Origin of the sequence: Prosthecobacter fusiformis, from assembly GCF_004364345.1 — a bacterium.
Classification (GTDB): Bacteria; Verrucomicrobiota; Verrucomicrobiia; order Verrucomicrobiales; family Verrucomicrobiaceae; genus Prosthecobacter; species Prosthecobacter fusiformis.
Window position 1 is genome coordinate 304,951 of record NZ_SOCA01000002.1, and the last position, 23,691, is coordinate 328,641.

General features: G+C 56.0%; 1 protein-coding gene. It reads left to right on the forward strand.

Translation table 11 applies throughout. The features are described from left to right. Nucleotides 1-237 precede the first annotated feature (237 nt). Nucleotides 238-23,673 carry an SdrD B-like domain-containing protein gene (locus EI77_RS07235; protein WP_208300297.1) on the forward strand — a complete coding sequence of 7,812 codons (23,436 nt, stop codon included), beginning with the start codon at nt 238-240 and terminating at the stop codon, nt 23,671-23,673. The last annotated feature ends 18 nt before the right edge of the window (nt 23,674-23,691 follow it).

Below are 23,691 nucleotides of genomic sequence, written 5' to 3' on the forward strand. Positions count from 1 at the left end.
GAAGTCCAGTGGTGGCGGATGTTTCTGGTATTTCTGATAAATATATCCATTCATTTGGGCAAAATGCATATGAATTTCAAAACATCCTCTCAAGAACAGGGGGCGATCTCGTCGGAGATGGTCTCCCGCAGCTCACAGAATCGGGAAGAGAAGATGAAAGGAAGCGTGATGACGGCTGTCAGGCAATCAGAGGACGCCATGAGAAAGGGCTTAGTGAATTTCAAACTTGCTTCGGGAATGTATAAATATTTGCTGGCTTGGTGTGTCCTGGGACTCGTCACTCTTTTCAGCAGCGCGGCCAATGCGGCTGTGGAAATTACAGAAGTTAAGCTGGCTAGTGGAACTGCTACCGTGTTAATCGGTGAGACGCGGTGCTTGGACATCAAGTATAGAAATGCATCCACGCTTCAAAATGCGGTGAATGCAGTCATCAATGTTCCTATCCCAAGTCCCTTGGCTGGCGATAATGTTTCAGATGTGACGCTGACAGGCTCGGTTCATACGACGGGCACGGTTTATAATCCACTCACCAGAGTGGCCAGTTTTATCTTTGTGGATCCTTTGCCAGCGGGATCGACCGGAACGGTGCGAATTTGCGTGGGTTTTCCAGCCGGGGTGACCCCCACGGGGCAGACAGTGGCCATCACTCCTGTTTTTACAGCCGATGGGGATCCGCCGAGTTCAAAAACGACTAACCTGACATCGGTCGCTGTGACAAGTCTCGAAACCACAAAAGAAATCGTGGCCGGTGGTGCCTACGACGGGGAAGTGATCTATCGGGTGACGGTCAGCAATGGCACTGCGAATGGAACGCTGAACATCAACAGTGCTACTCTGACGGATACCCTGCCTGCTGGTGCGGTGCTGCGTGAGATCATTCCGGCTGGTTCAGGTACGCATAACAGTGGACCCAATACGGTGACGTGGAATATGGGAACGCTGAATGCGGGTGAATCGGTCAGCTACCTGCTGCGAGTTGCATACCCGGCAGGGAGTTTTTCACCCAACCAAGTGGTGACGAATAATGTGACGGCTACGGGAACACCCGTGGGTTTAAGCCAGGTTTCCGTGAGTGATTCGGTGCCCCTTACTTTGGGTGGCGGCGCGGCGAGCATGTCTTCCAACAAGAGCTTGTTTTCGAGCACGCCAGCTCTGAATTTTGACCCGACTTATTATAACATCTATATCTCAAATACGGGCTCTTCCGCGCTGAACGATGTGGTGGTGGAAGATGTGCTGCCGCCGGAATTTTTCCCATCCAGCATCCAAACGGGGTATGACACCGCCTACGGTGGTGCGACGAACGTGAAGTTGGAGATCCTGACCCAGGACAATCCTGTGTATGTGGAGGTGCCGGGGTCTCCCTTTGCTGTGACTTCAAGCTCTGCCGTGGTGAATCTGGGGCCGCCACTGGTACCCGTGACTGATGTGGTGACTCAAGTGCGCCTAACGTACAGTGACGTCGGCGTGGGCTTCGCCAATGACGCCATCCGTTTATACGGTCAGTTCCGTTCCCCTGACCGCGATGGCAATAGCTATACGATCTCCGACAACGGTCTTGTGGTGTATGAAACGCCGGACAATACGGTGCAGAGCAAGGCGATCACCAATGTCGCAACGGTGAACTATACCTTTGAAGGTGTGCCATCCAGCACCCCAGTCTCATCGTCCAACACGGTGCGTGAAGGTCGCCCGCGTCCATCGGTGGTGAAAACAGTGAGCAATGTGGTGCCGCAGCCAACCGATATCCTGACTTATACGATCACGATCAACAACACTGCCGCAGCAACGGAAGTTCTGACGAATCCCGAGATTATTGATCTGCTGCCCGCGACCGTGACCCTGGATCCGGGATCCATTACCCTGGCAAGCGCCCCGAGTGGATTTACAATGTCTCCGCCAACCATCACACCGGATTTCCTGCCCGACCAGACGCTGGTCAGGTTGAATTTCTCGGGTTCTATTCCTGTGGGAGAATCAGCCGTTGTGACTTTGCAGGCCCAAGTGCAGCCGGGGGTAGCCTCTGGTACGGTGGGGACTAATCTGGCGGTGATGTCTGACTTTGCCAACGGCCCCATGCATCCGGATGATGCGACGCCGATTGCGGATACACTGGATCTGGATCAGGATGGCGATGTCACCGAGACCTTTGTCAGCGGGAGTGCAACCTATACGGTGTTTGAGCTTGCCGGACTTGATTCTGAAAAGATGGTTCTGGGTTATCTGGACACGGTGTATTCAAAGTTCCCGATCCGTGGCAAGACTCTGCCGCTGGGAACGGTGGACTACCGCCATCAGCTTTTCAATCCGGGGAACCAACCGGTGCATGAACTGGTGGTCTATGATATTCTGCCACACATCGGGGATACGGGAGTATTGACGATTGATGAGGGCCGGAGTTCGCAATTCACGATGAATCTGGATGATGCGCTTCCGACCACGGCCACGGTGCGTCGCTGGGATACGGGAACACAGACGTATTCGGATGAAATCGTTAACATCTCGATCACCTACAGCAATTCCACCAATCCGGAACGTCCCGAGCTCTTTCCTGAAATCTCCACAGGGCCTGCTCCTGTGGGCAGTGAGCCACCTAACTGGATGGTGGCCGGTGCAGGGATGGACTGGAGCCTGGTGCGCACCATCCGGTATGACTTTGGTGCACTTGTGCTGAACCCTCTGGACCGGTTGGAATTTCACACTCCAGCGCGTGCTGGCGCAGATGCGGATCCAGGGGAGGTATCCTGGAACAGTTTTGCCTATGCGGCAAAGAACGCCAATGATGACAATGTGATTTCTCCCTCCGAGCCGATTAAAGCCGGGGTGGAGATCCGGGCCTCAAGTCTGGGCAATTATGTGTGGGTGGATAGTACGTTAGGCAGTCCCGCGACAACAGGGAACGGCCTGCAAGATGGGGTTGAGAATCCTTTGCCCGGATCCACGGTGGAGCTTTTCAAGAATGATGGAGTGACGCCGGTGACGGATGCGTATGGTAACGTGGTGGCAGCACAAATCACGGCGGCTGAGGGGCGCTATGAATTCACCGGATTGATGCCGAGTGATTTGAGCAATACGCTCCCTGGCGGAGAGGTCGTCACAGGAACCGATTATGTGGTGCGGGTAACACCGCCCTCCAATTACATTCCTACAGGAGTGAATGGTGGAGATCCTGATAACAACATCGCCAATGATAATAATGGGGTGATTGATGGAGTCGGTCCTGCTTCAAAGAGTGCAGCCATCACGCTGACTCTGGACGCTGAGCCGACAAGTGACAGCCAGACATCCGGCATTGATGCGGATGGCAATATGACCAACGACTTTGGTTTTGTGCCCATCCCTGGGCAGGTGGCATCACTTGGAAACTATATCTGGTTAGACCGGAACGGAAACGGCACTCAGGATGCAGGTGAGCCTGCGGTATCCGGGGCTGTGGTGCGGCTACGATATGCAGATGGCTCTCCTGCCCGCGATTCACACTTAAATCTTGTGGCGGCGGTGACGACGGGCGGGACCGGCATCTATACTTTCCAGGATCTCCTGCCGGGGGATTATTATGTGGAAGTGACAGCTCCAACGGGGCACTTCATCACTCCCGTCAATGGTGGTGATCCTGACACGAACGCCAGTGATACGGACAACAATGGCAGTTTGGTGAGCGGTGTCATCCGCAGTGCGACGGTGACACTTGCCTCCGGTGACAATGACATGACGGTGGACTTTGGTCTCATCCGTCCTGTTTCTGTGGGGAACTATATCTGGATCGACAAACGTGACGGAACGGGCACCCCGAACGGAATTCAGAACGTCGGAGAGAACGGCCTGCCAGGAGCTGTGGTGCGGCTATATATGGCTGACGGTACCACGCGTGCGAATAACATCAGCGGCACGCAGGTGGCGGACATCACGACGCCAAACACGGGCAAGTATGAATTCACGAACCTGCCGCCAGGGGAGTATGTGATCGGAGTCACACCTCCATCTTATTACATTTTGACAACACCGACGGGCAACGATCCGGATGATGACGTCACAGGTGACAGCAATGGTTATTACGAGACACCAGGCGTGGTGAAAACACTGCCTTTCACTTTAAACACTGCTCTTGAGCCGACCGGGGATAACCAGACGCCTGGAGCAGGTGCTGGCACTGACAGCGATGGCAACATGACCGTGGACATCGGCTTTGTGCCGAACCTGCCTGATCTCGTTTCTGTGGGGAATTTGGTCTGGTTTGATGAGGACAAAGATGGCCAGCAAGACGGAGGCGAGCCGGGGATCAGCGGCGCGACGCTGACTCTTTACAATGATGCAGGCACCACGCGCTCACTGGATGCCTATCGTGATACGGTGGCGATCCAGACGACTGGAGGCAGCGGCCAGTATGAATTCATCAACCTGCTGCCAAGGGATTACAACATCAGTGTCAGCGTCGCATCCGGGCAGGGATACATCACTGCTACCGGAGGCCTGGATCCTGATGCGGATGCGAGCAACACGGACAGCAACGGCACTGTGGTGCGCAGCCATACGACGACCAGCCCTCGGTTTACTCTGGCACCTAATACGGAGCCAACTGCCGATGGCGGAGGCACGCCTGACGGCCTCAATGCGGATGATGATAATGGCAACCTGACGGTGGACTTTGGTTTCATCAAACCCATCGCCGTCGGCAATGTGATCTTCCATGACTTGGACAATGATGGCGGGTATGATGTCGGGGAAGGGGTGAACGGCGTGACTGTTCAGCTCTTCACACAGGGTGACGATCCTTTGACGGCCACGGCTGTGGCCACCACTACGACTGTGATGGACGGGACTTATCTGTTCAGCAATCTGTCTCCAGGAACCTACTTTGTGTTTCTTCCTCCGGCGAGCTTCAATCCTGCGGCTCCGCTGGATGGGTTGGTGTCTATTGGTGGAACACCGGGTTATCTTCGTGATGATGACAATGGCGATGACGGTCTCGACAGTGTGACCTTTGCGACGACGGGGATCCGCAGTGATCCGGTGGTGCTGGCACTGGGTGGCCAGCCGACAGATGCGGGGTATGAAGTGGGGTATCTGAACACCTCCGATGATCCTTATGATTCTGACGTGAACCTGACCATTGACTTCGGTTTCTGGAGCGAAACTGAACTGGTGGGTATTGGCAACGTTGTGTTCATCGATACCAATGGCAACGGCGTGTATAACACCGGGGAAGGCCTCAATGGGGTAACGGTGGAACTTTTTGAAAGCGGGCAGTCACTGGCCACACGCCCTATTGCCACAGCTGTGACTTCCACGGTGAGCGGAGTGACCGGGATCTATGGTTTCCCGAATTTGACTCCGGGAACATATATTGTGCGGGTCCCGGCCTCGCAGTTCGCCAGCGGCTTCCCTCTGCATCAGTATTATTCGATACCGGGCACCAACGGTGCGGGTGAAGACGATAATACGGGTGAGAAAGGCGTGGATAATACCGCTCCAGCCACCAATGGCATCCTGGCAACCGTGACTGTGAATCTGGGCACGGCCCCCGTGGATGCAGGAACAGAGATCGGCGTACTGGCTAATAGCGACAATGCTTCTGGTGACGCCAAAACGGATCTCACCGTGGACTTTGGATTCGCCCAACCCGTGAGCGTCGGAGATGCGGTCTGGATCGACAGCACTTACAATGGCATCAAGGAGGGAGGCGAGGCAGGGCTCGCCGGTGTGACGGTGACTCTTTATGATGCGACAGGCACCACACCGGTCACGACGAATCTTTTGGGCGGTGCCATCACTCCTTTCGTGACGACATCCTCCGGGCTTTATAGCTTCACCAATCTACCACAGGGCCAGTATATGGTGAGGTTTACCCCACCTGGAGGTTATGCGCCGACCCTGATCAATGCAGCGGGCAGCACCACAGCCAATGACAGCAACGGACTCAGTGCGCTGAGCAGTGTACTGGCGAGCGGTCAGTCCGACCTGACTCTGGACAGCGGCTTTGTGCAGCCCGTTTCTGTGGGTAACTTTGTCTGGCAGGACAGTGACGGTGATGGCATCCAGGATGGGGGCGAAAACGGACTCGCCGGTGCTACGGTGACTCTCTATAACGCGGCGGGTACGACACAGGTCACCACGAATATCAATGGGGCAGCCATTGCTCCTGTGGTGACCACTAGCACCGGCCTTTATACCTTTACGGACCTGCCTCCAGGTCAATATACGGTGCGCTTTAGCCCGCCAGCAGGATGGACCGCCACGGCCGTGAATGCGAGCGGAAGCACCACCGCGAATGACAGCAATGGCCTAACGGCGCAAAGCAGTGTGCTGGCGGGAGCAGGCAGTGACCAGACATTGGACAGTGGTTTTTATCAGCCAGCCTCCCTGGGTAACTTTGTCTGGAAGGACCTGGATCGTGATGGTGTCCAAGACGCAGGAGAACCCGGCATTGAGAATGTCATCGTCACTCTGTATAACAGCGGTGGGACGGCGATAGGCACGACGACGACGAATGCCGTGGGCTTCTATACATTCACAGGTCTGGCACCGGGGACATACAGTGTCGGTTTCCCGGCGACACTGACTCCGACGGGCGTTCTTTCCACGGCCAATGTCGGTTCTGATTTGACGGATACAGATGCCAATACCAGCACGGGCCGGACAGCGAATGTGACCCTGGTTTCAGGTGAAAATAACACGTCATTGGATGCAGGTTATCATTCGCCGAAAGCCAGCCTCGGGGATTTTGTCTGGAAGGATCTGAACCGCGATGGTGTGCAGCAGGTGGGAGAACCCGGCATTGAGAATGTCATCGTGACACTCTACAACAGCTCTGGCACGGCCATTGGAACAACGACGACCAATGCGGTGGGCTTCTACAACTTCTGGGATCTGGATCCGGGTTCCTATTCTGTGGGAGTGCCGACGACGCTGCCGGATGGGTTGCTTCTAGGAGCGGCTGACCAGATCGGCACGGATGCAACGGACAGTGATGGCAACGTTTCTACAGGACGCAGTCCGTTGGTGACTTTGACGGCTGGGGAGAATAACACGACGATTGACTTTGGGTTCATCAGCAACAAAGCCAGCCTGGGTGATTTTGTCTGGCTGGATCTAGACAGTGATGGTGTGCAGGATGCGAATGAGCCAGGAATCGAAGGCGTGATTGTCACACTCTATGACAGTGGCGGCACAGCAGTCGGCACGACGACAACCAATGGTGTGGGCTGGTATCAGTTCACTGATCTGACCGCAGGGACTTACGGAGTCGGTTTCCCGACCACTCTTCCTGACGGCCAGGTGCTGACAACGGCCCTGCAAGGAACGACAAGCACCGACAGCAATGCCAACACAGGCACGGGCCGCACCGCCAATGTGACTCTGGCGGCTGGTGAGCATAACCCAACACTGGATGCGGGCTATCGCTCCACCAAGGCCAGCCTGGGTGATTTTGTGTGGAAGGATCTCGATCGTAATGGTCGCCAGGATGCTGGTGAGCCTGGCATTGAAGGGGTGACGGTGACTCTATATAACAGCACTGGAATCGCCATCGGCAGCACGACCACCAATGGTCTGGGTTTCTACAGCTTTACGGAACTGGCTCCCGGTACGTATGGCGTTGGCTTCCCTGGAGTGATTGCTCAGGGCCTGGTGCTAACCACAGCTAACAGTGCGGCGGACGGTGTGGACAGCGATGCGGATACGACTACGGGCCTAACCGTAACGACGACGCTTGCTGAAGGTGAAAATGATGTGACTTGGGATGCTGGTTACGTTTCACCTCTGGCCAGCCTGGGTGACTTTGTCTGGAACGACCTGGATGCAGATGGTGTGCAGGATGCAGGTGAGCCGGGCATCGCTGGAGTGACGGTGACTTTGCTCAATAGCACAGGCACTGCCATTGGCACGACGACCACGAATGGTGTGGGCTACTATAACTTCACGGACTTGCAGCCAGGAACGTATGCGGTGCAGTTCCCGTCCACATTGGGGACATCCGCCACACTGACGCAGACAGGGCAGGGGGCTCAGGCCACGGGCAGCGATGCGGATACAAGCACTGGCATCACGGCGAATGTGACGCTGACAGCGGGGCAAAACTATCCTGATCTGGATGCTGGGTATGTGACACCATTGCTCGCTTCTTTGGGCAACTATGTCTGGCAGGATCTGAATCGCGATGGCATCCAGGATGCCGGTGAGCCAGGCATCCAAGGAGTGATCGTGACCTTGCTTGACAATGGTGGTTCGGCGATTGGGACGACCACGACCGATGCCACCGGTTTCTACACCTTTACTGATTTGCAGCCTGGCACCTATGCCGTGCAATTTCCGACCACGACTGGTGCAGACTCTGTGCTTGGTGCCGCGAACCAAGGCGGTGATGACACATTGGACAGCGACGCCAATGCTACCACGGGCATCACTCCAAACGTCACGCTGGCTGCTGGTGAAAGCGATATCACCCTGGATGCAGGTTATAGCTCGGGACTCGCTTCCCTGGGTAATTACGTCTGGCTAGATTTGGATCAGGATGGTGCGCAAGAGGCAGGCGAACCGGGCATCGCGGGAATCGTCGTCACCTTGTATGACAGCGCAGGCGAGGCGATCGGCAGCACAGCTACGGATGCGACGGGGTACTATGCATTCACCGGTCTGCAACCAGGCACCTATAGCATTGGATTCCCTCTGAATGCAGGGGCTGGCCTGCTGCTGACCACAGCTAACAATGCTGCAGACGGCATTGATAGTGATGCCACTGCGAGCACGGGACGGACGATTGCGACGACGCTTGTTGCAGGTGAAAATGACAGCACCTGGGATGCGGGGTATATCGATTCCAGAGCCAGCCTGGGCGACTTCGTTTGGCAGGATCTGGATCGCGATGGCGTCCAGGATGCAGGTGAGCCGGGCATCGCGGGTGTGACAGTCACGCTGCTTGATGAAAATGATGTGGTGATCGGTACGACCATCACAGACGGCACCGGTTTCTATGAATTCTTGAATCTCGCTCCTGGAGATTATCGGGTGCAATTCCCGGCGAACCTCAATGGGGGTAATCTGGTGCTCACGGGCCTGGATCAAGGTGGCACGGATGGCACTGACAGCGATGCGGATGTAGCCACAGGGCTCACGGTGGTGGTGACTCTGGCAGCCGGTGAGTCTAACCCGTCTATCGATGCAGGATATACATCGCCGCTGGCCTCTCTGGGTAATTTTGTCTGGCTGGATCTCGACCGTGATGGTGTGCAGGATGTGGGTGAACCCGGCATCGAAAATGTCATGGTCACTCTTTATGACGATGGTGGCACGGCCGTGGGAACGACCCCAACCAATGCGGTGGGTTATTATGTCTTCACTGGACTGCAACCTGGAGACTATTCGGTCGGATTCCCGACGACACTGAATCCTGGACTGCTGATCACCCAGGCAGGTATCGGCACGGAAGCCCAAGATAATGATGCCAATGTCAGCACTGGACGCACCGCCAGCGTGACGCTGACTGCGGGGCAGAACTATGTGGATCTGGATGCAGGCTACTACAGCCCGAAAGCGGCTTTGGGCAATTTCGTGTGGCATGATCTGGATCGCGATGGTGTGCAGGATGCCGGGGAGCCAGGGATCGAAAATGTCATTGTCACGCTTTACAATAACAGTGGTGTGGCCATCGGCACGACGACCACGAATGCGATTGGTTTCTACAGCTTCTGGGATCTGGATCCAGGGACCTACAGTGTGGGTGTACCTGCGACACTGACGGATAGCAAAATTCTCGGGGCGGCGGATCAAGGCGGCGTGGATGCTACGGACAGTGATGGCAATACCAGCACTGGCAGAAGCCCCGCAGTGACCCTTGCTGCTGGAGATAACAATGTGACCATCGACTTTGGCTTTATCTCGACCAAGGCTTCGCTGGGGAATTTTGTCTGGATGGATCTGAACCGCAATTTCCAGCAGGATGCGGGTGAACCCGGCATCGAAGGGGTGATCGTTCAGCTTTATAATAGCACGGGTACACTCGTTGGAACGACGACAACGAATGGTGTGGGGTACTACCATTTCGGTGAGCTTGAAGCAGGAACTTACAGCGTTGGGTTCCCAACTGAACTGCCTAACGAAGCCGTGCTGACTGCCTCACTGCAAGGGGCAACAGGCACCGATAGTAATCCGATCACTTCGACCGGACGCACTGGCACGGTGATCCTGACCGGTGGTGAATACAACGGCACCATTGATGCAGGATATGTTTCGCCGCTGGCCTCCCTGGGTGACTATGTGTGGAAGGATCTGGACCGTGACGGTTTCCAAGATGCGGGTGAACCGGGGATCGAAGGAGTCAGCGTCAATCTTTACAATAACCTCAATGTGCTCGTGGGCACGACGACGACGGACAGCGTGGGTTATTATCACTTTGGTGATTTGCAGCCTGGAACCTACAACATCGGGTTCCCTGTTTCCTTGGGTAATGATTATGTGCTGACGCTTGCGGACAATGCGGCAGACATCGCAGACAGTGACGCCAATACCACGACCGGACGTACGCCGACGATTGTCCTGACCTCCGGACAAAACTATCCTGACTTCGATGCGGGCTATGTTTCACCGCTGGCTTCGCTGGGTGATTATGTCTGGCTGGATCTGGATAAGGATGGAGTGCAGGATGCGGGTGAACCCGGCATCCAGGGAGTGCCTGTGACCTTGCTGGACAGCAGCGGCACGGCGATCGGCAGCACGACGACGAATGCGGTCGGATACTATGTTTTCACGGAGCTACAGCCGGGCACCTATGCGGTGCAGTTCCCTGGCAGCGTGGGAGATCTTGTGCTGACAACCACTGACCAGGGCGGCAATGATGCGGCTGACAGTGATGCAGACAGCACGACTGGAATCACGGCCAATGTGACGCTGGCTGCGGCCGCTAACAATGCGACGCTGGATGCTGGTTATACCTCTCCTCTGGCCTCATTGGGCAACTTTGTCTGGAGCGATACGAATCGTGATGGTGTGCAGGATCCTGGCGAACCGGGCATCCAGGGAGTCACTGTGTACTTGCTGGATGGTGCCGGTACGGTGATCGGCAGCACGCAGACGGATGCCACGGGTTATTATGTCTTTACAGAGCTGCAACCCGGTGATTATGCCGTGCAGTTCCCCTCTAGTCTGGATGAGGGAGATCTCGTGCTCAGCACGGTGGATGCTGGTGGAGATGATGCTCTGGACAGCGATGCGGATACGATCACCGGCCAGACCGTCGTGGTGACACTGGCGGCTGGGGTAAATGATTCCAGCCTGGATGCCGGCTATGTTTCACCCTTGGCTTCCCTGGGAAATTTTGTCTGGAGTGACGCGGACCGTGATGGTGTGCAGGATGCTGGTGAAGCGGGTCTTCAGGGCGTGACCGTGACGCTGATTGACAGCTTTGGCAATACCGTCGGCACGACCACGACGGATGCTTTGGGTGCTTATCAGTTTACCGGTTTGCAGCCGGGGACCTATGCCGTGCAGTTCCCGCTGACGGTGGGCAGTCTTGTGCTTTCACCTGTGGATGCAGGCGGCAATGATGTGACAGATAGCGATGCCGATGCTGGGACGGGCCGCACTGTGGATGTGACCTTGGTTGCTGCTGAAAATAATCTCACTCTCGATGCTGGTTACTACTCTCCGTTTGCCTCTTTGGGTGACTTTGTCTGGCTGGATCTCAATCGCAACGGTCAGCAGGATGGCGGTGAACCTGGGGTCCAGGGAGTGATGGTCACGCTGTATGATGACAGTGATACAGCGGTGGGAAGCACGACGACGGATGCATTAGGCGTCTATCGTTTTACGGATCTTCAACCTGGCGATTATAGCCTGGGTTTCCCAATCAGCCATGGCTCCGATCTGCTCACAACGGCAGATGCCGGTGCGGACGTGACGGACAGTGATGCCAATGCTGGAACGGGCAGGACGATTGAAACGACCCTGGTGGCAGGTGAAAATGATGTGTCCTGGGATGCCGGGTATTATTCACCACTGGCCAGCCTGGGTAACTTTGTGTGGGAGGACGTGAACAAGAACTGGCAGCAGGACATCAATGAACCTGGCATCGCCGGAGTAACGGTGACTTTGCTGGATAACGGTGGTGCAGCCATCGGCACGACGACCACGGATGCGACCGGATTTTATAACTTCAGCGGTCTGCAGCCGGGTGTTTATTCCCTGGTTTTCCCAGTGTCGTTAAACAACGATTCTTATGTGCTCGCCGAGGCGAACAGCGGTGCGGACATCAGTGACAGTGATGCCAATACGGGCACAGGGCAGACGACGTCCATCACCCTGGTGGCCGGTCAGAATGATCCGTCTTGGGATGCTGGGTATATCTCACCGAAAGCCAGCATGGGTGATTATGTCTGGATGGATCTGAACCGTAATTTCCAGCAGGATGCAAATGAGCCAGGCATCGAAGGTGTGACAGTGGTGCTGTATGACAATGCAGGCACCGCAATCGGCACCACGACAACGAATGGTGTTGGTTATTACCACTTCGGCCTGCTTGATCCAGGCGTTTACAGTGTTGGCTTCCCGACGACTCTGGGGGATGACAGTGTGCTGACCGCTTCGCTGCAAGGTGCCACGAATACGGACAGTGATCCAGTGACCTCGACAGGCCGCACTGCCGCAGTGACTTTGACTGCTGGAGAGCATAACCCGGACATTGATGCGGGGTATTCATCTCCTTACGCGAGCATCGGAGATTTTGTGTGGTCGGATCTGAACCGCGATGGTGAACAGGATGCAGGCGAACCGGGCATTGAGGGCGTGACGGTTAACCTTTACAACAACCTGGGTGTACTCGTGGGCACGACCACGACAAACAGCTTGGGCTTCTACCACTTCACCGAATTGCAGCCTGGCACTTACAGCATCGGTTTCCCAACCGGCCTGGGCAATGGGCACGTGCTCACCACAGCGGATGCAGTGGTGGATACGGCAGACAGTGATGCGGATGCTGGCACAGGACGCACTGCGACTGTGGTTCTAACGGATGGTCAAAACTATGCGGACTTTGATGCCGGGTATGTTTCACCGCTCGCTTCATTGGGTGATTATGTCTGGCTGGATTTGGACAAGGATGGCGTGCAGGAATCTGGCGAGCCAGGCATCCAGGGAGTGCCTGTCCTGCTCCTGAATAGCAGCGGAGTCGCTATTGGTAGCACGACGACGGATGCGGTGGGCTACTATGTCTTCACGGAGCTTCAGCCTGGGACTTACGGAGTGCGCTTCCCAGCCTCGCTGGAATTAGGCGACCTTGTTTTGACCTCCGCAAATCTGGGCGGTGATGATACGACTGACAGCGATGCCAATACCACGACGGGTCAAACGGCCAATGTCACACTCGTCGCCGCGACTCATGATGGAACAGTGGATGCAGGATATGTGTCGCCGCTGGCCACGTTGGGCAACTTTGTGTGGAACGATGCCGACCGGGATGGTGTGCAGGATGCGGGTGAGCCAGGCATTCAAGGAGTGACGGTGACACTGCTGGATAGCGTGGGCACTGCCATCGGCAGCACGCTGACGGATGCAACAGGGTTCTATTTGTTTACCGACCTTCAGCCTGGGGATTATGCGGTGCAGTTCCCTGTCAGCTTGAATGGTGGCGACCTGGTGCTGAGCAGTGCGGATGAAGGTGGCGATGATGCCGCTGACAGTGATGCAGACACTGCTACGGGCAGAACCGCCAATGTGACTCTTTCGGCTGCGGAGACTCTTTTAACGGTGGATGCGGGCTACCTGTCACCCCTGGCGTCGCTCGGCAATTTCGTCTGGTTTGATGCCGACCGTAATGGTCAGCAGGATGGCGGCGAGCCTGGTATTCAGGGCGTGACTGTCACGCTTTATGATGACAACGGAGATGCTGTGGGGACGACGACCACGGATGCCATTGGCTTCTATACCTTTACTGATCTTCAGCCAGGAGATTACAGCGTCGGCTTCCCGCTGACCGTTGGCAGCGATGTGCTGACAACTGCGGATGTGGGTTCTGATGCCAGCGACAGTGATGCCAGTGTCACGACTGGACGGACAATCGCGGTGACCCTTGTTGCCGGCCAAAATGATCTCACCTGGGATGCAGGTTATTACTCGCTGCTTGCCACGTTGGGGAATTTTGTCTGGAACGACCGGGATGAAGATGGTGTGCAGGATGCCGGAGAACCCGGCCTGGAAGGTGTCACCGTGACCTTGCTGGATGACAGTGGCGCAGCCGTTGGCAGCACGACGACTAATGCTACAGGTTACTATCTTTTCACCAGCTTGCAGCCTGGAGATTATGCCGTGCAGTTCCCCGTGAATGTGGGAAATCTGGTGCTTTCACCTTTGGATCAAGGTGGCAATGATGCGGCTGACAGCGATGCGGACACAACCACGGGCCGGACCCTGAATGTGGCGCTTGCCGCAGGTGACAATAACATGACTCTCGACGCAGGGTTCTACAATCCGCTGGCTTCTTTGGGTGACTATGTCTGGATGGATCTCAACCGTAACGGCCAGCAGGATGGCGGTGAGCCGGGCATTGCTGGCGTCACCGTGACACTGCTGAACAGTGCAGGCACAGCCATCGGTACGCAGGTGACGGATGGAGTGGGTTATTACCTCTTTGAAGATTTGCAGCCTGGCACCTATGCCGTGCAATTCCCGGCCACGCTGGCAGATGGCAGTGTGGTGACGAGTGCCAACCAAGGTGCAGATGCGACGGACAGTGATGCGAACATCAATACAGGCCTCACGGATAATGTGACCCTGAGTGTGAGCGAGCATAACCCGACCGTGGATGCGGGTTATGTTTCACCGTTTATCAGCATCGGGGACTTTGTCTGGAAGGATCTGAATCGCAATGGTCAGCAGGATGGGGGAGAACCCGGTATCGAGAATGTCATTGTGACGCTTTATGACAGCGGTGGTGTGGCGATCGGCACGACCACGACCAATGGCATCGGTTTCTACAGTTTCATTAACTTGCAGCCAGGCACTTATAGCATCGGCTTCCCGCTGACTGTCGGCAGCAATGTGCTGACGACTCAGAATCAAGGCAGTGACTTTTCCGACAGTGATGCCAGCACGACCACCGGCCGCACGCAGGTGATCACACTGGCTCAAGGCGAAAATGGTCCCGACTGGGATGCGGGCTACACCTCACCCCTGGCGAGCCTGGGTAACTTCGTGTGGGAAGATATAAACAAAGATGGCCAGCAGCAGCCATCTGAACCTGGCATTGCCAGTGTCACCGTGACTTTGCTGGATGGCAGCGGTACGCCGATCGGCACCACCATCACCGACGGCACGGGTTTCTATAGCTTCAGCGATCTACAGCCGGGCACGTATGGGGTGCAGTTCCCTGTTTCACTCAACAATGGTGGTTATACCCTGACCACAGCGACCTCTGGAGCCACGGCCACGGACAGCAATGCGAATGCCACGACCGGCATTACTGCCAACGTGGTTCTTGTCGCCGGTCAAAACAATCCGACGATTGATGCCGGTTATATTTCTCCGCTCGGCTCCATCGGAAATTTTGTCTGGATGGATCTGGACCGTGATGGTGAACAGGATGCAGGTGAACCAGGAATCGCCGGTGCGACAGTGTATTTGCTCAACAGCAGCAATGTCAGGATCGGCACGGCTGTGACTGACGGGACAGGCTACTACCGCTTTAGCGGGCTTACCCCAGGTGACTACCGGGTGGAATTCCCGCTGGGCGTCTCTGGTGGAGCGATGCTGGGCACTCCAGATCTGGCCGCAGGTGACGATGAACTGGACAGCGATGCCAATACGGGAAGTGGGCGGACTCCAGTGATCACACTCAGCGATGGCGAGCACGATTCGAGCTGGGACGCAGGTTATTATACACCACTGGCCGCTCTTGGAAACCGCGTGTGGTTGGATCTCAATCGTGACGGTATCCAGGATGGCAATGAGCCTGGCATCGCTGGCATTCCGGTGACTCTCTTTGACAGCACAGGCACCGCGGTCGGCACGGATGTGACCGATGGTGAAGGATACTATTGGTTCATGGATTTGATGGCAGGGACTTACAGTGTGGGCTTCCCGCAGGTCATTCATGGCAGCTATTCGCTGACTGCTGAAGGCCTGGGCACGGAGTCCACGGACAGCGATGCGGATACGCTGACAGGCCGCAGTGCCGATGTCACATTGGCAGGTAGCGAGGTGAACGAAGACCTTGATGCCGGTTATTATTCGCCTTTGGCATCGCTGGGGGATTTTGTCTGGTTAGACCTCAATCGCGATGGCAGCCAGCAGTCTGGGGAACCGGGTATCGCGAATGTCACTGTCACCCTTTATGATAGCAACGGGATTGCCGTGGGAACGGATGTCACGAACGGGGAAGGTTATTATGCCTTCCTTGATCTCCAGCCTGGAGATTACAGTGTGGGCTTCCCTACCGGTATCCAACCTGGTTATGTGTTAACAGGCACGGACCTCGGTGGTGACGATGCCTTGGACAGCGATGCCGATAGCAGCACTGGTCGCACGGTTGTAACGACGCTTGTGGCGGGTGAAAATGATCCTTCATGGGACGCCGGATATACTTCTCCTCATGCCAGCCTGGGCAATTTTGTATGGCATGACCTGAACCGTGATGGCATCCAGCAGCCTGGCGAACCGGGCATCGTGGGAGTGGTGGTCACTCTCTATAATGCTCAAGGCACGGCCGTGGGGACTGATAGCACGGATGGAACGGGTTATTACTCCTTCCATGATCTCCTGCCTGGTGAATACTACATTGGTGTGGCCACCAGCTTGAATGATGGCCTCACGCTCAGCCCAGCCAATGCGGGCTCGGATGATACTCTGGATAGCGATGTCTCACAGACGACGGGCCGCTCCGCTTTGACACAACTGGTGGCGGGTGAAAATGATCCGACATGGGATGCCGGTTACTACACACCTTTTGCGAGCCTCGGTGACCGAGTCTGGCGTGACCTGGACCGCGACGGCATCCAGGATGTGAATGAACCTGGCATCAGTGGTGTGCGGGTGACGCTGTATAACAGCACTGGCACGGCCATCGGCACCGACATCACGGACGGGCTGGGTTACTATGCCTTCGTGGATCTGCAACCTGGGACTTACAGCCTCGGATTCCCGGTTGAACTCATTGATGGTGCGCTCATCACCCAACTGGATTTGGGTGGCAATGACAGCCTGGACAGCGATGTGGATGCTTCTACAGGCCGCACCGTGACCACCACGTTGGTGGCGGGTGAAAACGACATGACTTGGGATGCGGGTTACATCAATCCTCCTGTCAGCGTGGGCGACTTTGTCTGGCTGGATCAGGATCATGATGGACTCCAAGATCTGGGTGAACCAGGCATCGCTCTGGCACGAGTGGAACTGTTCTTTGCGAACATGACACCTGCTCGCGATTACGAAGGCAACTTGGTGCCTTACCAGACGACTGGTAGCGATGGAGCTTACCTATTTGGCAATCTGGCACCGGGGGATTACATCATCCGCGTTACCCCTCCAGCAGGTTTGGAACCGACCATTGGCGGTGTTGATCCTGACAATGATAACAACAAAGACAGCAATGGCGTGGAGATGCTGGGCGAAGATTATGTGCAGAGCTTGTCCGTCACATTGTTGAATAATAGCGAGCCTGTGACCGATGGTGACGTGGATACAAACACGAACCTCAGCGTGGACTTTGGCTTCTATTATCCGAAGTATGATCTGGCCCTGCGCAAGACCCTGGCTGCGGGTCAGGCCAATCCGGTGCGCACTGGCAGCAAGGTGACATTCTCGATTGAAGTGTTCAATCAAGGGGATATCGCCGTAAACAACATCACCCTCGTGGATTATACCCCGACGGGTCTGGTTCTGGACGCTGCCCTTTCGCCAAACTGGGTGGCCCAGTCGAACGGCACGGCCACGGGACTCATTATTCATCCTGTGCAGCCTGGCCAGTCCCACATGGTCAGCATCACTTACACCGTCGCGCTTTCTGCGGAAGGCCAGACCCTGCATAACTTCGCAGAAATCACGGGCACTAAAGATCCGGATGGTGCCGACATCGCAGATGTGGACAGCACTGCGGACAGCCTCCCTGGCAATGATGGCCTGGTGGATGATGACGAACTGTATAACAACAATGGTGACGAAGACGACCACGACCAGGCAGATATCGTCATCCTGCCTCCAGGTGTCTGGGATCTTGCCCTGCGCAAATCGCTGGCTGTGAATCAGGCCCAGTCTGTGAATCCGGGGGATAACGTCAGCTTCAATATTGAAGTCTTCAACCAGGGCACCGAGCCTGCCTATAGCGTGCGTGTGGTGGATTATATCCCATCGGACATGACGCTGAATGACCTGCGTTGGACCGCTGGTACCGGTAACACGGCGACCACACTGCTGAATCAGCCGTTGCAGCCAGGAACCAGTGTCATCCTGCCGATCATCCTGCGCGTGAACGCCAACGTGGTCGGTCCGCTGGACATGACCAACCATGCAGAAATCCAATCCTATGTGGATGTGAATGGCGGCAACCGTGCGGATGCTGACAGCACGCCTGACAACTCTCCTAGCAACGATGGTCCGTCTGTTGATGATGCCATCAACAACGAAAACAGTGATCAGGATGACCACGATGGTGCGGTCTTCCACGTCAATGCACCTGCCATCTTTGACCTCGCTCTTCGCAAGAAGTTGGCTGAGGGACAAAGCAGCAGCGTGGCCCGCAATGGACTGGTGACTTTTGAATTCGAGGTCTTCAACCAAGGCACCGTCACAGCTCAAAATGTGGTCATCACAGACTATCTGCCTTCGAGCCTCACACTGGAAGATGAAGAGTGGTTCAGCACCTTGCCTGGGCAGGTGGCCACCACCATCTATGGCCCGATCTCCGCAGGTCAGTCGGTGCGCATCACGCTCACGGCACGTCTCAGTGCCACTGCGACAGCCAATGCGACCATCACCAACCGCGCGGAAATCAGTGCCGCTTACAACACCAGCGCGCAGGCGGTGACGGATCACGATTCCGTGATGGATAACAATCCAAACAATGATGGCGTGCCCACAAATGACGCCATCAACAATGAAAATGGCGACCAGGATGATGCGGACTTCGCCACCTTCACTGTGCAGCCTCCAGGCATCTTTGACTTGGCTTTGCGCAAAACGCTGGCGCTTGGCCAAAGCACCACGGTCAATGCCGGCGACTTCGTGAACTACACCCTCGAAGTCTTTAACCAAGGCTCAGTCAGTGCCAAGTCCATTCAAGTCACCGACTATCTGCCTTCGGGCATGACCCTGGCGGATGCGAACTGGACTGACAATGGCAACGGCACCGCGACTGGCAGCTTTGGAAGCCTCTTTACACTGGCTCCTGGGGCAAGCGTCCAGTTGCCCATCCGCCTGAAGGTAGGTAACAACACGGCTGCTGGTGAGCTGCGCAACGTGGCGGAGATCAGCTCAGCCCGTGACGTGGATGGAAACATCGCCACTGATACGGACAGTGTGGCGGACACCAATGCGACTAATGACGGATTGATGACCGACAACGAGATCAACAACGCCTTCTTTGATGAGGACGACAGTGACTTTGCTCTCGTCAGTGTCAATGCCGCAGGCCGTGCCGATCTGGCTCTGCGCAAGAGCCTGAAACCTGGGCAAGTGAGCGGTGTGCGCCCTGGAGACAAAGTGAGTTATCGACTCGAAGTCTTCAATCAGGGTGTCCTTCCGGCATCCCAGATCAAATTGGTGGATTACCTCCCGGAAGGTCTGGTCTTTGAACAGGCGGACAATGCCTTCTGGACACTGGAGCAGCCTGAGCTTGCTTCCATCACCCTCGCCGGTCCGCTTGCCGCTGGTGCCAGTGCAGTAACTGATATTACTCTGACAGTGACGGATGATGCTGAACCGAACACCACGCTCATCAATGATGCTGAGATCGCATCCTTTGAAGCAGCGGGGCCAAACGGTGTCATCATCACCACCGATGCAGACAGCACGCCGGATGATATTCTGGGGAATGATGGAGTGGTCACCAACGATGCCATCAACAACGAATCCTTTGACCAGGATGATTCCGATAGTGAGCCAGTGAATGTTTTGGAGCCTGAGAAAGTGGATCTCTCGCTGCGCAAATCCTTGAGTGCTGGGCAGAATTCGACCCCGGCACCTGGCCAGAAGGTGAGCTACGATATCGAGGTCACGAATGACAGCGGCCAGTCTGTGACGGAGATCCAGGTCAATGACTATGTCCCGACAGGTCTGTCCCTGGCTCCAGAATGCGTTGCTGATTGGACAGACGAAGGCAACGGCACCCTCAGCCACACCCTGGCGGGTCCGCTGGCTGCGGGTGAGACACAGGTGATCAAAGTCAGCTTCATCGTCGGTGATAATGTGATCCCTGGCACCACCATTAACAATTGTGCGGAGATCGCTGCGGCCTTGGATGAGCGTGGTCTGCCTGCGACGGACGCTGACAGTGTGTTTAATAACAGCACTGGCGACAGCGGCTGCTGCGGCGCGGTGGAACCCGATGAAGATGACAGTGATTGCGTGGCGATCACCGTCGGCCAGCCAGACCGTTTTGACCTGGCCTTGCAGAAGCGCTTGGCTCCTAGCCAGACCGGCAGCATCCGTCCTGGTGACCTGGTGACCTTCTCCATCGAGGTCTTTAACCAGGGGACCATCCCGGCGACGCAAATCGGCCTTGTGGACATCCTGCCCACTGGCTTCAGCCTCGTGGATTCCTCCTGGGCTTCCATCCCTCCAGGCATGGCCCTGCGCACCATTGCCGGACCGCTTCTTCCTGGAACCAGCAGCATCGTGAACATCACGGTCCGTGCGGGCAGCAGCACCGGTGAATTGCAAAATTACGCGGAGATTTTCTCCGCCCGTAATGGCATCACCAATGTGGCGGTCAACCCACAAACGGGAGATGCCGATGGCGCTTACGATGCTCTCAGCAGCAATGCGGGCACCATCGTGGACGATGAACTTAATGGTGCCCTGGGCGACCACGACAGCTCCGACATCCAGGTGATCAACGTGCTCTCCGGGCCGACGCTTGGCGACCGTGTGTGGGAAGACCGCAATCATAACGGGCTGCAAGATCCGAATGAACTCGGCATCGGCGGCGTGACCGTTTACCTGCTCAATGGTTCGGGAACTCCTATGGGCATCAGCACTGTGACCGACGGCAGTGGATTCTATACATTCACAGGACTCGCTCCAGGGGATTACTTTGTGCAGTTTGATCTGCCTGATGGTTTCGCATTCACCAAGCAGGACCAGGGCGGTAATGACAATGTGGACAGCGATGCAGATCCGCTCACGGGCCGGACCGCAAGGACCACAATTGATGATGTGGAAACCGACGGTTCATGGGACGCAGGACTCTATCGCCCTGCCACGCTGGGTGGTACGGTCTGGAATGACAGTAACGACAATGGTCTCCAGGATTCCGGTGAAACGGGTATCGAAGGTATCACCGTCACGCTGACATTGCTCAATGGCTCCGTGGTCGGCACGACAGTGACTGATGAGGAGGGCCGCTACGAGTTTACTGATCTAGGCTCAGCTTTGTATCGTGTGCGGATCAATACACCGCCTGCTGCTGCGCCTGTCTCTTCATCCAATACAGACTTGGCTGATAACGGCCAGCATGGTGATGACAATGGCAACCAGAATGGGGCCGGTGCGGCTACGCGCAGTCCTCTCATCACACTGAGCTATGGTGAAAGCGATACGAGCATTGGCTTCGGCTTTGTTGCCACGGTCGGAGTCGGGAACCTGGTCTTTGCGGATAGCAACTGCAATGGCCTCGCCGAGCCAGGTGAAGGCGTCAGCGGTGTGACTTTGAATCTCTACAACCAGGGTGATACCCCAGGTGCCAGTATTCCTGTCGCGACCACGGTCAGCACTTCCGGTGGCAATTACCTGTTCAGCAATCAGCGTCCGGGCACCTACTTTGTCCACATTCCTGCCAGCCAATTTGCCAATGGCGCAGCTCTGGCAGGTCGTTTCTCCATCCCAGGCGCAGGCACAGACAATGGCGTGGATGACCTGGATGATGAAAATGGCATTGATTCCAGCAACCCTGGAGTCACTGGCATCAGTTCCAGTGTCTTCACCCTCGCTGCTGGCACTGAGCCACATGATTCGACGGGAGAAAATGGAACGCGCGCAGACCAGGACAATGCTGCCGATACCAATACGGATCTCACGATTGACTTCGGCTTTGCCAGCGGGCCACCGCCTGACTTTGCCTCCTGGCAGTCCGTGCATCCTCTCGGCGGCCAGAATGGTGCCGGTCAGAATGCCGATGGAGACACTTATGGCAACCTGCTGGAATACGCTCTGAATCTAGCGGCAGACAGCGGTCTGCAGGAGTCACCGCTTACGGTTTATCTGAATCCTGAGACCGACCATGTGGAGGCCTATTATGTCCGCCGCAAAGGTGGTGGCCAGACGGATGTCACCTATGCACTCGAGGTCCTTCCAGAGCTGAGCCAGTCCCCTGGCGGCTGGGTGCTTTCGACGATGACTCCTGTGATCACCCCGGTGGGTAATTGCATGGAAAAGGTGTTATTCACCAGTGTGGAGACAGATCCGACCTTCTTTGGTGCAGATCATGGTTTCCTGAGGCTGAAGGTCACCCGCCAAGGAGTTTCCAACACGACGGAGACCTTCGGCTGGACCCGCCGCGAGTTCCCTGTGCAGTGTGAAACCTTCACCATGCCTCATCTGAAGCCGGAGCTCTTCAGCGGTGTGATTGCAAGTGTGCAGGGGAATGTCATCACTGTGGCGACTACGACGGGCGCAGTCAGCCTGAACTCAGTGCTCAGTGCTACGCATCCTGCCTTCCTTGAAATCACCGAGGGGGACAATGAAGGGCACCGCTATGAGGTGGATGAGAGCGCCAGCAACGCTGCTTCAGTGGTGGTGGAAATTAATCCGGCGCGGAATACCCAGGCTACACTTCCCGCGAGCCTGGTGGGAGACCGCATCGTCCTGCGCACTCATTGGACCCTGAATGATCTGTTCCCGAAAAACTACTTCGTCTCAGGTTCCAATTCTGAGCAGGGTGACCGGCTGATGTTCTATAACCCAGTCGCTAATTCTTATGACATCATCTACCTCACGGTGGTCTCCGGCCAGTTGCGCTGGGTATTGGAAGGCGACGCCACGCAGGCCGATGCCAGCACCCGCATCCTGGGACCTGGTGAGGCCGGGGCGTTTTATGTTCATCCGCGTAACAATTCACTCGTGATGAGCTTTGTTGGCATCGTGCGCTCCAACGACTTTGCCGTCGTCTTAAACGTGGGCAATAACTACCTGGGTGGTGGCTGGCCGATCGATCAAAGTCCGAACGAGCGCGTGATGACGGTGGCCAATGGATTCACTGGCGCACGCACCAGTTCGGCTTCGGACCGGTTCCTCATTTGGAAAGGCGATACAGGCATCCACACCGAAGGGTACGATACGGGTGCACCACCTCACCCGGTGGAAGGGTATAACACGCACTTCCTTTACAACTTCAACGGTGTCCAACAATGGATCACCGATGGCAATGCCACCTTTGCCAATGAAAATGACCTCAAACTATTCAAATCCACGCGTGGAGTCATCTTCAATAGCCGGGTTGGCAAGAAACCGTTCGTGATGCAAATGCCATGGACTCCCTAAAAGGGGGTTTTTATGGAT